The organism is Shewanella sp. 1180_01 (genome assembly GCF_052850535.1).
Map to the genome: position 1 here is coordinate 18,764 of NZ_VXCT01000061.1, position 13,104 is coordinate 31,867.

Consider the following 13,104-nt stretch of genomic DNA (forward strand, 5'->3'; position numbering starts at 1 on the left):
ATCTTAATGAATCTCAACTTAATCAAACAGTCTGTAGGCTAAGAATAGGGTTAGTGCGTAACCTACGCTGTAGCAAAGGAAAAGTGCTGGAACGTATTTTAAATAACTCACAAACGTCAGTTCTTTCACTTTACTCATGGCTACAATACCCGATGCAGAACCGATAATCAGCAGTGAGCCACCTACGCCAACGCTATAGGTCAAGCCAAGCCATTCAGGGGTATTTAGCACTGGGCTTGCTTTTAACAATGCAGCTGTTAATGGCACGTTATCAATCAAGGCTGAGCCGATACCTGTGACGAAGTTAGAGATGTTTGGATTAAACATAGTATAAGCTTCGGTCAGCATGTCTAAGGTGCCGATTTCTTTAAGCATACCCACGAGCAGTAAAATACCTAAGAAGAACAACAGGGTGTCGTATTCAACTTGGCGAATATACTCAAGGATTTTGATTTCTTCTTTATCGCTACGCGTGGTGTGGCCAATCAGGAACATGATTGACAGACCCGTTAGGAAGGTCAGCACTGGCGGGATACCAAACAATATGTTCAGTAACATTGTCATTAAAATCGTGCAGAAGAACACGAGGGCAATCATGACATCAACGGTTTGATAGGTGTGTTTGATGGGTGTCGTGCTCACCACGCCTTCGGCTTTGAGTGAGAACAGGGTTGCCAACAAAATCACGCTCACGGCCGATGGGATAAACAACATCAGCAGTTCGGACATATGCACATGGCCGCCTAAGAAGATCATCAATGTTGTCACATCGCCGGTGATCAAAGCGACACCGCCTGAGTTCACTGCGAAGATAATCAACACTGCCATTCTGCGGCGCATTTGTTTGTCGAGTTTAAAGGTGGTTAATAAACCTAATGACACTAACGTCGCAGTGACGTTATCACAAAATGCCGAGAGCACGAGTGCAAACAGGGCAACTTGGATCATCAACATGCGCACCGACACTTTCTGCGGGAACAGCTTTTGCACCATGATTTGGATCATGCCTTTAGCGTTCAAATACGCTACGAAGGTCATGGTCGACATCAGAAAGAGCCAGAGTGTGGCAATTTCGAGCAAATTTTCATTGAGTTGATGGGCAACGAGTTTCTCGTGGGCCGGTTCTCCAGCAGCCATAAACAGCGCTACCCAAGAAATACAGCCAAAGAATAAGGTGGTTTTTGCTTTATTAAGGTGGGTCACTTCTTCGAAAATAATACTGAGCAATGCGAGCACGGCCAGTATGATGAGAAAGGTATTTAACATAACTGCAATTCCAACTGCTGTTTTAATGTCGTAGGGCGACTTGAGTCAACCTAAAGATTGAGCATATCAAGGCTGAATTAAGCCAGCCGTGTTAGCGCGTGCGGATCAGAACATAATGGGCTAAAGAACGCAACTGTTAGCTGTGACTCAATTTGCTGCTGCTTTGTGATGTTGATCTCATGCTTTTTGGTAGTAAACTGGTTTTATATATCGAAAAATTCATATTTATCAGTTTTATTAACTGTATTGTTTGATTTGATTACTAGGTTAAAAGTGAGATCTACGATTAAAGTCTAAGCAGTCAGTTTGTCGATCCTTCAATTAATTTTTGTTCAGCAAGATATTCATGAATGCTGCGGCCTGAGTAGTGTTGCTTTTCCACACTTTCCTTTGTTACTGACCTCTAATGGCTTAATCGATTAGCGTGTCACAAAAATGTCTTTGCCAAAATCTTGACTGGATACAAAGTGAGCGCTATCTTGTGGCTGTTTTCTTATCTAGGCACAGGATGTTGTGTTAACACCGGATGTTGTGTTTTTGGAGTAGAGGTAAATGACATTTGTTATTCGGAGCCTTTTGCTTTTGGGCTCAGTGGTTTGGTTAACGTATTCTGGCAAGCAGCTAATAGCGCTGGGCGTGATGAGTCAGCCTGAGCTCGCCATTGAGCATATCAATTTGACCATACAGTTCGTTGTAGCGGTGATCATATTTAAATCGGCTTTAGGTTCTAAAAAGTCTGATAGCTACTAACGACAAACAAAGCTAACTGGATCATAAAGCTAGCTAAATCTCAGTAAAACCAAGGGACGCTATTGCGTCCCTTGGTTATTTTTAAGGTGTAGCAACCCTAAAATCTAGGTTTAGCTTGCCGCTTTCATGCTCGCTAATACACGGTCAGCCGCTTCTAAGGTCAAGCGCAGTTCTTCTTCGCCATGGGCCATAGACAGGAAACCGGCTTCATAAGCGCTCGGTGCCAAGTACACGCCTTCATCTAACATGCCATGGTAAAAAATACGGAACTGCTCAATATTGCATTGCGTCACTTGGTCGAAACGGGTGATTTGCGGTTGTTCTGTGAAGAAGAAACCGAACATGCCGCCAACATAGTTGATCGCCATTGGGATACCGTGCTTATCAGCCGCCGCTTTAAAACCTTCAGCGATACGTTTGGTTTTTGCGCTCAGCTCTTCGTACAGACCTTCTTCACACAGGGCTTCCATTTGCGCCAAACCTGCTGACATCGCAATTGGGTTACCAGATAACGTTCCTGCTTGGTAAACCGGACCCGTTGGTGCGATAAACTGCATCACATCTTTACGACCACCGAAGGCACCCACTGGCATACCGCCACCAATCACTTTACCAAGCGTGGTCAAGTCTGGTGTAACGCCGTAGTAACCTTGAGCGCCGCTTTGTGATACGCGGAATCCTGTCATCACTTCGTCGATGATCATTAAGGCGCCGAACTCATCACAAATATCACGCAGACCTTGAAGGAAACCTGGGATAGGTGGAATGCAGTTCATGTTGCCAGCAACGGGCTCGATGATGATGCAAGAAATGTCAGTTGGATACTGCTCGAACAGGGTTCTGACAGAATCTAAGTCGTTATACACAGCCGTTAAGGTGTGCTTGGCGAAATCTTCAGGAATACCGGGTGAGCTAGGTTGACCTAAGGTTAACGCGCCAGATCCAGCCTTAACTAACAGGCAATCGGCGTGGCCGTGGTAACAACCTTCGAATTTTAAGATCTTGTCACGATTAGTAAAACCGCGTGCTAAACGAATAGCGCTCATCGTAGCTTCAGTGCCTGAACTCACCATACGAACTTGCTCGATAGAAGGCACCATAGAGATGACTTTCTCGGCCATTTGAACTTCAAGTTCTGTTGGTGCGCCAAAAGACAAGCCATTTTCCACCGCCGCTAATACTGCAGCACGGATTTTAGGGTGATTGTGGCCGAGGATCATCGGGCCCCAAGAACCGACATAGTCGATATAAGCTTTGCCATCGGCATCGTAAATATAAGCGCCGTTTGCTTTTTCAATAAACAGGGGCGAACCGCCTACACCATTAAATGCACGAACCGGAGAGTTAACGCCGCCGGGGATGGTTTTTTTAGCCTGTTCAAATAGCGCTTCGGAACGGGTCATGTTTAGTCCTTAAAGTCTGTAGCCAACTAGCGATCGGCTTTACGTGAATACCAATTAACCGGACACTCATATTTTTCGAGTTGATGATCAACGCCGAGTGTCAATGCAAACAAAGCCATGCGAATTAACAGCCCATTATCCGCCTGTCTGAAGATGGCGAGATTAGGGTGGCTGTTCAAATCATTATCTAACTCATTGGCTTGCGCGCGTGAATCCCTTGGAAGCGGATGCATAATGACAGTGTTAGATTTGCAATGCTGAGTGTAAATACTGCGATTTAAGCGGAACTTGCCGCGATACTTATTCGCTTCTTCCTGTGAAGGGAAGCGCTCTTCCTGAATGCGAGTGAGATACAGAATATCTGCTTTATCTAAATGGCCTTCAAGCTGGTCGGTTATTTTGATGCTATGGCCAGCATTTTCAATGTCGGAGATCACATAATCAGGCATCGCTAATTCAGCAGGTGAAATCAGTGTGAAACTGATGTTCTTATACATGCAGAGTAAGCGTGATAGTGAATGCACGGTACGGCCAAATTTTAAGTCGCCGACCATTGCTATGTGCATGCCATCGATACCGCGGCCGGCACATTTGAGTTCTTTTTGGATAGTGTATAAATCGAGTAGAGCTTGAGTCGGATGTTCGTTCGAACCATCGCCACCGTTGATCACTGGGACGCGGCTGCCTTCGGCAAACTCTTTCACTGAATAAGAGTCTGGATGGCGCATGGCAATCACATCGGAATAAGTGGATAACACGCGCGCCGTATCGTACAGGGATTCACCCTTAGATAAAGACGATGAAGCCATACCTGTGGTTTCACGCACATGGCCGCCAAGTAAGTTAAAGGCACAGCCAAAACTTACGCGGGTACGGGTACTGGGTTCGAAAAACAGGTTACCTAAAATGGCGCCATCGAGCACATTATTGCGCTTCTCTCGAAGTGCATAGGGCATCATACGGCTAGCGACATTAAAAATAGTTTGGATTGAGTCAAGATCTAACTGGTTTACGGAGAGGATATGGGATCCTTCGAACTGATTCATCAGCCTGTTTTCCAATTTGCTAGGGGGCATTTTAAGCTGCGGTATCGCGCTTATCTGCCCTGATGTTATGTAGGGTGGCTGAGGCGCGATTGTAGCAGAAGCACAGGGGCAACGAAATAGCCACATTGCCACTGTGTTAGATTTTTGCGATGAAGCCCAAAGCTTTTAATCTGCCACCTTAGGTTTGGCATCGATATTAGGTTTTGCATCACTATCAGATTTTAAATTGATATCAGGTTTTAAATCGATGTTATTAATTGGCACTAGGCTTGGCCTAAGCGAATTTCTTGTTGCAGGTTCGACCAACTGATCACTCCGACCACGTTATCGGGCGTATCTTGATAGATAAACACCTCACCGCTGCGCTTGGGTGACAAGAGTAAATAGGCCTCATTGAGCGTGGTGCTGTCGCTTAAGCCTTGCATGGGATGGCGCGATAGCGTGGTACTGTCATCGTAGGATTGCATTTCAAGGCTGAGCATTTCGATAACGCCATCGGCATTGCGAACCAGCACAGGTCGACCTTCTGCCCGTTTAAGCACTTCGAGTAACAATTCATCGTTGTTATTGACGATAACAAAGCGTTTATCCATCAAGGCTCGCACGCCTTTTTTCTGCAGCGCTAAATTTACTGGCGCAACTTTATAGCCTAGCCCCATGATTTCTAATTGTTTAAAGAAAATAGAGTTAGTCTTAAAGCCTTGATAGGCAATCAAAAATGCGGGAATAGTCACAAACATCGCCGGCAGGATGATACTGGCATCATTGGTCATTTCTAGCAGGGCGACTAACGCCGCCAGCGGCGCGCTTAAGCACACGCCCATCATGGCCGTCATGCCGATCACAGTGTAAAGCCCTACATATGGAGCGATCGACGGGAATAAGATGGCGCTGATCAGCGCCAAAATAGCCCCAAGCAGCGCGCCGATGCCATAGAGTGGACCAATCAAACCACCTGGAATACCTAAGCCAATCGCCGCAATAGTGGCAATGATTTTGGCAAATAACAGGGCGATTAACAGCAACAGGCTTGGATGTTGGCTAATGGCTTCGCTAATGGCGAGATCGCCTGTGCCAAGGGCTTGCGGCAACACTAGACCGATTAAGGTGGTGACGCTGCCCGCCAATAATAGTCGGTAAATCAGTGGCCAGTTTTGCCCCGTCGCAGTAACTTTTAAGAGTGAGTAATTAAACAACGCCGCAGCGCAGCCTAGTACCACGCCGCCGATGGCAAGAATAGGGTAGTGATCTAAGGGAATGTGGATCACTTGAATACGGTCAAATTCGTGCACATTACCAAACACTAATTGGCTTGAAACCGCGCCACAAATTGCGGAGAGCATAATCGGGAAGAAGTAATGGACTTTATATTCGCGGACAATCACTTCGAGAACAAAAATCACTGCCGCCAAGGGCGCGTTGAAGGTCGCGGCAATCCCTGCAGCAATGCCACTGGCGCACATAATGCGCACACTGTTATCGGGAAGATTGAATTTTTCGGCGAGAAAACTGGCACTGACAGCGCCCAGATGAATAGCAGGACCTTCACGGCCGACGGAGAAATTGGTGCCGAGGGCGAATAGTGCTTGAAAAAATTGCCCTACGGCAGATTGCAACGGAATTTTACCATAGTGCAATTTAACTCTATGTAACACATAGGCTATTCCCATACGCTTATAACGTTTGGAGCCTAGCTTAGCCACAATCCAAATTAATATTGCGCCTAAAAGTGGTAACAGGGCTCGCCAGTCGGCGACGTTCCCCGTAAAATCCAGCGCCTGTATTTGGGTGTAATGATTGGCCCAAACGAGCAAGAGTCGAAACAGTAAGATCACGCAGGATGCGAAAATGGCAAACAGCAGTGCCAGTATGCACAGTTGTGCACTGATCCTCGCTTGGGATAAATGGTCACGTAGCTCATTGGTTAAATACTTTTTGGCTGTGACTATGGCATGTTGAATAGCGACTTTATTTATCGTTAATTGCACTGCATTGGCCTGAGTTGTATTGTATCGAACTCGTTCTTGAGTTGATTGTATTTTATATAAGGGGCTGTTACCTAATGCCAAATTATCATCGTTGGCTAGATCGGCTGCAAGTGATGGATCTCAAGTATCGTCCATCTTCAGTGTATTTATCGCTTTTAGTGTTAGTTTCTATTCTTTTTGGGGCTTGGATAAGTTTTCTGCTACTAAGCAGCGATGAGCCCGTGGTTAAACACATCAGCAGCAAAGCCCAACGTTTGAGTGCTGAATTAGAAACACAGACCCAATTGCTAGCGACCCGAAATTTAGAGCTGTCCGTCGAGCGTGAGGCTAACGCCCAAATGCAAGATATGTTTGGCCAGCAGATGAAAAAGCAAAAAGAATTGGAACATGAGCTGGCGTTTTACCGTAGCATTATGACACCGGATGATAATGCCGAAGGTGTCGCCATCCACGGACTTGAAATGACGCCGGGCGTTTTAGCCGATGAGTACAATCTCAAACTGGTATTAACTCAGCTGCAAAAGCGCAAGCAAGCGATTCAAGGTCGAGTCGAATTGACATTAATTGGCGTGCAGGAGGGTAAATCCGTTAGCTTGAGTGTGAACAAACTCACGGGTTCTAAGTTGGAATTTGATTTTCGCTATTTTCAGGTCATAGATACCAAGGTCACTGTTCCTGCAGGCTTTAGTTTACAGCAAGTGAAAGTCAAAGTGCTGGTGCCTTCGAGCCGCTGGACCAAGAATTCGCAGACAGAACATGTCTATAGTGCCCCTGAGTTATTACAGGGTGAAAAAGAACCACGGGTAATACTTGAACAAAACAGTCAGGTAAAGGATAATTTGCCCCAGAAAACTGATGTAAGAGGTAGTAATGACTGATCAAGCTGATACAGCAATGCCAATCCAATTTACCGATGCGGCAGCCGCTAAGGTGAAAGGTTTGCTGGAAGAAGAGCAAAATCCTGCACTTAAGCTACGAGTCTATGTGACTGGTGGTGGTTGTTCTGGATTTCAGTACGGCTTTACCTTTGATGAAAAGGTCAATGACGGCGATTTTACGATAGAAAAACAAGGCGTTCTCTTGGTTGTCGATCCTATGAGCCTACAATATTTAGTCGGTGGTGAAGTGGATTACACTTCAGGACTCGAAGGTTCTCGCTTCTTCGTGAAAAACCCTAACGCAACCACGACCTGTGGCTGTGGTGCCAGTTTCTCTGTGTAAAGAGTTTCTCTATAAAGACTGCTCACTTAGCGCCTTTAAGGTGTGAAGTGAGATCAAAAAAGCCGTCGCAATGACGGCTTTTTGTTGGGCAAAATTCAGTATGCTACGAACTTAACTCATGATGTTCAGGTTAAGCTTAGGTTTAAACCACGCCTTTACCTTTTTATCAAAAGCGACCCAGACTTGCAGTAATGACAAGATGATTAACGCGATAAAAATCACATAGTCAGGCAGTTTACCCTGCCATTCACCTAAATGCACCGTCGTCGGGCCTACCACTAAATTGCCGGGATCGTACATAATCACTGGCAACATGCTAATCAAGCCAAGCTGCACGACTGTGTAGCCACGCAGCATGATAAGCGCCGCCTTTTGTCGACCAATAATGGCAATCACCATTAAAAGTGTCAGTAGACAAAATAACACGCCTTGTTTAGCGACTAAGCCGCTCACGGACGCAACAACATACACTAGCAGCAGGGCGATCAGTCGTTTGGGTAAACGTGAACTCACGGCCGCGTCAGCCTTAGGTGTCGGTATCGCCGATTCTTGCTCGCTCATAGACATTCTCACTTAGCGATTGAGATTAATGGCTTTGCTTAGGTGCTAATCGTTGATCTAACTCATAAGGTGGGATAACCACACCTAAATCATCTAATACTGGGAACACGGCAACGAACAGGTCGTCATCTTCCATGCCTGGCACCCATCTTTCGTGAAATTCATCGAATGGGATCGCTAATGTTTGGCAATCGCTCCATTCATCCACAGCCCAAGATTCAGCCGCTTCTTCGGTTGGCCACATTGGAATGCAATCTTCTTCTTCAGTGGTCAGCATTACGCAACCGTCTTGGTCTTGTAATGTCCAAAGAACTTTATGTTCTTTGACTTGCTCAACGAGGTAATCGTAACGGGCTTCTGGTGTCATTGCTGCTGTCTCAGCGAGGGTTTTAACAGTCTTGCTCATGAAAAATATCTCTTTTGCTTGAATAGGGCGAAGCCTGTCGTACCGCTAATGAAAAACCTAGGGCACAGCAAAATTCACCAGTTGGCTAAATGGTAACATTAGAGCGGGATTAGAAAAAGAACAACAGCGCCAAGAGGGCGCTGTTGTGTTAGATCTTGGGTGTTTATTCCGCCGAGCGGAAGTAGCGATAGATAAAGCCTGCCAAAATGGCGCCGACAATCGGTGCTACCCAGAATAACCACAGTTGCGATATCGCCCAGTCACCGACAAATAACGCAGGACCTGTACTGCGAGCAGGATTTACCGAAGTATTGGACACTGGAATACTGATAAGGTGGATCAAGGTTAAGCCTAGACCTATGGCAATCGGGGCAAACCCTTTTGGCGCGCGTTCATCGGTGGCACCTAAAATAATGATCAAAAAGAACAGTGTCATAACGATTTCGCAAATCATGACCGACAGCATACTGTAGCCACCCGGTGAATGTTCACCAAAACCGTTAGAGGCAAATCCACCCGCAAGTGAAAATCCTTCCTGTCCAGAAGCAATAAGATACAAGATGCCCGCGCCTGCAATCCCGCCCGCAACTTGGGCAATGGTATAAGGCAGTAACTCCGATGCGGGAAAACGTCCACCAGCCCAAAGGCCGAATGACACCGCTGGGTTTAGGTGACAACCTGAAATATGGCCAATTGCAAACGCCATAGTCAGAACCGTTAAGCCAAACGCAAGTGCGACACCGAGTAGGCCAATGCCCACCTCGGGAAATGCAGCGGCAAGTACCGCACTGCCACAGCCTCCAAGGACTAACCACAAGGTGCCAAGAAATTCCGCCGCCATTTTTTGTGACATATTCATTGATTGGTTTCCTATTTAGCCGATTTATGTCTGTGTGGCTTTTGACGCCATTACATAACCCCTTGTTTATCTCGCTGGTTAAGTTTAGCTAGATAAATAACCATTCCCTTAATTAAAGTTTTGCACGCACAGATTGTTCATGCCAAAGCTGGCCATCACAATCAGAGTATTGTGTCTTTACTGCTTAGTTAACAATCACTTTAGTTCGTTTACATGGCACAACTGTGATCAAGCATAGATGGGTTTTCATATTGTGCATTTTTGATCATGGCTTATTGCGTCAATGAGCGGATTTCCTGGGATATTAGCCATTTTTGTTTTTACCTGCATAGGTTGTATAGATGGCAACCTAGTGATTGAGGGATTGCTTTTCCCTCACATCTTGCGTATCAAGTCGTCGAATTATTCTTTTTTCTTATAAATCATTGAAAACAAATAAATAGATATTTAATAGATATAAAACGGGGAAATAAACGAGGGGTATTTCGTTGTCGCTCATTACTAGGCAAAGTAAAAGGGTTGAGTTACTTAAATGTTAATTATGTGTTTCTGTGTTGCTAGCCATGATTAAACCAAAGTCCTTGAAGAAAAATCGCTGACTAAGGCTTTTGGATTAATTCAAGTAACAGTGCCAAACAACAACAAAAATGGTTTGCGATGCCTAAAAGTGAAGGTGGGAATGATGAAGAAGAAACTATTGACCTTAGCAATACAAGCATCAATGTTTGGTATTGCTCCTTCGGTAGCCTGGGCTGCCGATACGATTGAAGTGAATGCGGTGAATGAAAGAGCTAATCGGGTTGAAGTCGAGGTAGCGGATAAACAAGAAAGCATCGAAAAAGTGACTGTCACTGGCTCGCGGATTAAGCGTGACAGCTTTTCACTTAGCACCCCACTGCAGGGCTTAGATGCGAAAGATATCGCCGATAGCGGTATTGGATCATTGGCGGATATTCTAGTTGACCAAATTCCTGCATTAGCAGAAGGCGTTAGCAGTACAAATAGCCAATCGAGCGTGCAAAATACGGGTCTTTCAACCATTGATTTACGTAACCTAGGTACAGACCGCACTCTGACCTTGATCGATGGTCGTCGCGTTGTATCAAACAGTTATAGCGGTAACTATGTCAGCTTAAGCACCATTCCTGCCGCTATGGTCGATAAGGTCGAAATCATTACTGGCGGGGCGTCGGCTGTTTATGGTTCCGATGCGATTGCTGGGGTGGTGAACATTATCACTCAACAGAACAAGACGGGCTTTGAGATTAACGCCCGTGGCGGCGAAACCACCGAAGGTGGTGGTCGTGAAACCACAGTCGATGTAGGTTATGGCACTGATTTTAATGGCGATAAAGGTTATATCTTCGCCAGTGCGACTTACGATAAGCAACATGGGTTATTTGCGACCGACAGGGAAAGAGCCCTGTACGAGTCAAGTTTTGCCTACGATGAAAAGCAAATGTGTAATGCCATGAACACTGTCGATGGCGACCAGTGTATGCGCGATATTACCCGAGACGATTGGCGCGAGCGCAGCAATGACATCGTCGGTGGCCGCTTTAAATCAAACTCTTGGTGGTACGATGGCACTGAGCTTAAAACTGATTTTAAAGAAGAGCGCGATGGTTATAACGGTTACACCACAGGTTTATTAAAGGTCCCTGAGGATACCTTGGCCGCGGCGGTCAAAATGAACTATGACCTCAGTGACGATGTGCGCGCGAATGTGCAAGTGCAGTTTAGCCGCAATAACGCGTTTCGTCGTACCGATGCCGAAGGCCAAGACTATAACGACACTGAACTCTATATCGACCCTGTAACAGGGCTTCCTGGCACTATTGCTGCGGGCAGTATTTCACCAAACAATCCTTATGTGCCAGCCGAAATTGCTGCAACAGCAGGCAAGAGCATCACTTGGGATCGCCGCTTCCAAGAAGTTGGGCCCGTTGAGAGTGATAACGAGCGTACTACTTTGCGTACTTGGGCGGGATTGCAGGGCAACTTATTTGAAACTTGGACCTGGGATGCCTCACTGGGTTACGGTAAGTTTGAACAGCGTCAGCGCCGCAGCAATGAGATCAGTATTCGTCGTCTGCAATATGCTCTGGATGCTGAATACGCCGCCGACGGTGTGACTATCCAATGTGCCAGTGAAGAGGCAAGGGCCGAGGGCTGTGTTCCCGTCAATATCTTTGGTGAAGGTTCAATCAGTAAGGAAGGGGCGGACTATATCCGTGCCAATCCTTATATCAACACGGATATCACGCAATTTAATGCCCTAGGATTTATCTCCGGCGAATTGTTTGAATTGCCTGCGGGTGGCGTGCAATCGGCATTCGGGGTCGAATATCGCCGTGATACTCAAGCCGTCGATACCGATAAAGCGATGCGTGGCGATGCGATAACGTTTAACGATGTGCCGCCCTTTGAAGGGGATGTGACAGTATGGGAAGCCTTTGGTGAAGCGAATCTTCCTTTGTTAAGGGATGAGGCTTTTGCTAATACGCTCGACCTAGACTTGTCATTACGTCTTGCCGATTACAGTCAGAAAAACATCGACTTAATGTCGAGCTATCGTGCGGGTATCCTGTGGGAGCCTATTGCCAACTATGCCCTACGAGCTAACTACTCTCGCTCGCAACGTGCGCCGAATATTACCGAGCTGATTTCTCCACCCCGTGGAGATTACGACAGTATTCGCGATATTTGTGATGGGGTAACAGCAACCTCTACAGGGGCTGGACATGATAGTTGTCGCCAAGACCCTGGTATAGCAGCCGCAATTGCGACTAACGGTGTCTTTGAAGATGCGGGCGGTTCTAAATACTCGCCGAACGCTGGTAATGAAAACCTTACCGAGGAAACCGCGGATACCTATACCTTAGGCTTTACCATGGCGCCAGCCTTCCTCGAAGGTTTTAATCTGGCGGTCGATTATTACGATATCAAAGTTACCGACGCCATTGGTTCACTAAGCAACGAGGATATTCTGGCCGAATGTTATAACTCGAGTAATCCCTATGGCGCCGATAACGAGTACTGTCAGGTCATCAGCCGCGATACTGAAGGGCAAATCACCCAGGTTATCCAACAGGAACAGAACCTGAATGACATTGTCACCCGTGGTGTTGATATCGCCATGGCTTACGAGTGGCAATTAGACGGTTACGGTGAGCTCAGCTTAAAAACTAATTGGACCCATGTGTTGGAATTCAGCACTAGCTACTATGGCGCCGATGGTTTAGTTGAAGATGACTATGTGGGTGAGCTTGCCAGCGGGATTTTTGAGGACAGAGGTTCAATCTCATTAACCTGGAGCAATGATGATTGGCGTGTACGTTGGAGCGCTAAGTATAAAAGTGCCATGGTCGATAGCCACGATAGAGTTGAAGAGTGGAACGTGCTGAAAGCCGAAAACCAAGCCAAACTCGATGCTGGCGATGCCACTGCGGTAGCCAATCCAGAAACGCCTGCATTCCTATTCTACAGCTCGTATATCACCCACGATTTGTCGGTGTCTTACACTATGGACGTAAGTCAGGCTGAATTACGTTTATACGGCGGTGTGCGTAATATTTTCGACAATCAGGGTCCTTGGGTGGCC

Annotated in this window: 11 protein-coding genes; 4 read left to right on the forward strand and 7 right to left on the reverse strand. The window is 46.3% G+C overall.

What is annotated here, in order from left to right; all coding sequences use genetic code 11:
• Window positions 1–18 precede the first annotated feature (18 nt).
• Window positions 19–1,266, reverse strand: a complete 1,248-nt coding sequence (gene nhaD, locus FW758_RS21180) for a sodium:proton antiporter NhaD (protein WP_311891823.1) — start codon at window positions 1,264–1,266, stop codon at window positions 19–21.
• Between the two features lie 552 nt (window positions 1,267–1,818).
• On the opposite strand from nhaD, the gene FW758_RS21185 reads away from it, so the two are divergent.
• Window positions 1,819–2,016, forward strand: coding sequence for a hypothetical protein (locus FW758_RS21185; RefSeq protein ID WP_311989684.1), 198 nt, complete (start codon window positions 1,819–1,821; stop codon window positions 2,014–2,016).
• A 110-nt stretch (window positions 2,017–2,126) separates the two neighbouring features.
• Here the strand turns inward: FW758_RS21185 and hemL are convergent, their stop codons facing one another.
• The 3 genes from hemL to FW758_RS21200 all read right to left on the reverse strand — a co-directional run bounded on the left by hemL (window position 2,127) and on the right by FW758_RS21200 (window position 6,453).
• Window positions 2,127–3,419, reverse strand: coding sequence for a glutamate-1-semialdehyde 2,1-aminomutase (gene hemL, locus FW758_RS21190; RefSeq protein ID WP_446446432.1), 1,293 nt, complete (start codon window positions 3,417–3,419; stop codon window positions 2,127–2,129).
• Between the two features lie 26 nt (window positions 3,420–3,445).
• The gene (locus FW758_RS21195; protein ID WP_006080739.1) at window positions 3,446–4,465 is read right to left on the reverse strand and encodes an aspartate carbamoyltransferase; all 1,020 of its coding nucleotides are present in this window, start codon (window positions 4,463–4,465) and stop codon (window positions 3,446–3,448) included.
• A gap of 263 nt (window positions 4,466–4,728) precedes the next feature.
• Complete coding sequence (locus FW758_RS21200) at window positions 4,729–6,453, reverse strand: chloride channel protein (RefSeq protein WP_006080740.1); 1,725 nt, start codon at window positions 6,451–6,453, stop codon at window positions 4,729–4,731.
• A 74-nt stretch (window positions 6,454–6,527) separates the two neighbouring features.
• Here FW758_RS21200 and FW758_RS21205 point away from each other — a divergent pair, with 74 nt between their 5' ends.
• A complete protein-coding gene (locus FW758_RS21205; protein ID WP_011846148.1) occupies window positions 6,528–7,331 on the forward strand; it encodes a DUF6776 family protein in 804 nt (267 codons plus the stop codon).
• A complete protein-coding gene (gene erpA, locus FW758_RS21210; protein ID WP_006080742.1) occupies window positions 7,324–7,674 on the forward strand; it encodes an iron-sulfur cluster insertion protein ErpA in 351 nt (116 codons plus the stop codon). Before FW758_RS21205 ends, erpA begins: the two co-directional genes overlap by 8 nt.
• Before the next feature lie 111 nt (window positions 7,675–7,785).
• Here the strand turns inward: erpA and FW758_RS21215 are convergent, their stop codons facing one another.
• The 3 genes from FW758_RS21215 to aqpZ form a co-directional block, all read right to left on the reverse strand.
• Entirely contained in the window at window positions 7,786–8,235 is a 450-nt protein-coding gene (locus FW758_RS21215) for a hypothetical protein (protein WP_006080743.1), read from the reverse strand.
• A 25-nt stretch (window positions 8,236–8,260) separates the two neighbouring features.
• On the reverse strand, window positions 8,261–8,641 hold the full coding sequence (locus tag FW758_RS21220; protein ID WP_006080744.1) for a DUF2750 domain-containing protein: 381 nt from the start codon (window positions 8,639–8,641) through the stop codon (window positions 8,261–8,263).
• 163 nt (window positions 8,642–8,804) lie between these two features.
• Window positions 8,805–9,500 (reverse strand): aquaporin Z, encoded by a 696-nt coding sequence (gene aqpZ / locus FW758_RS21225; protein ID WP_446446433.1) that lies wholly within the window; start codon window positions 9,498–9,500, stop codon window positions 8,805–8,807.
• Window positions 9,501–10,179: 679 nt separating this feature from the next.
• Between aqpZ and FW758_RS21230 the strand changes: the two genes are divergently transcribed.
• Window positions 10,180–13,104: TonB-dependent receptor plug domain-containing protein (locus FW758_RS21230; RefSeq protein WP_446446434.1), on the forward strand; the 2,925-nt coding region annotated here is incomplete at its 3' end.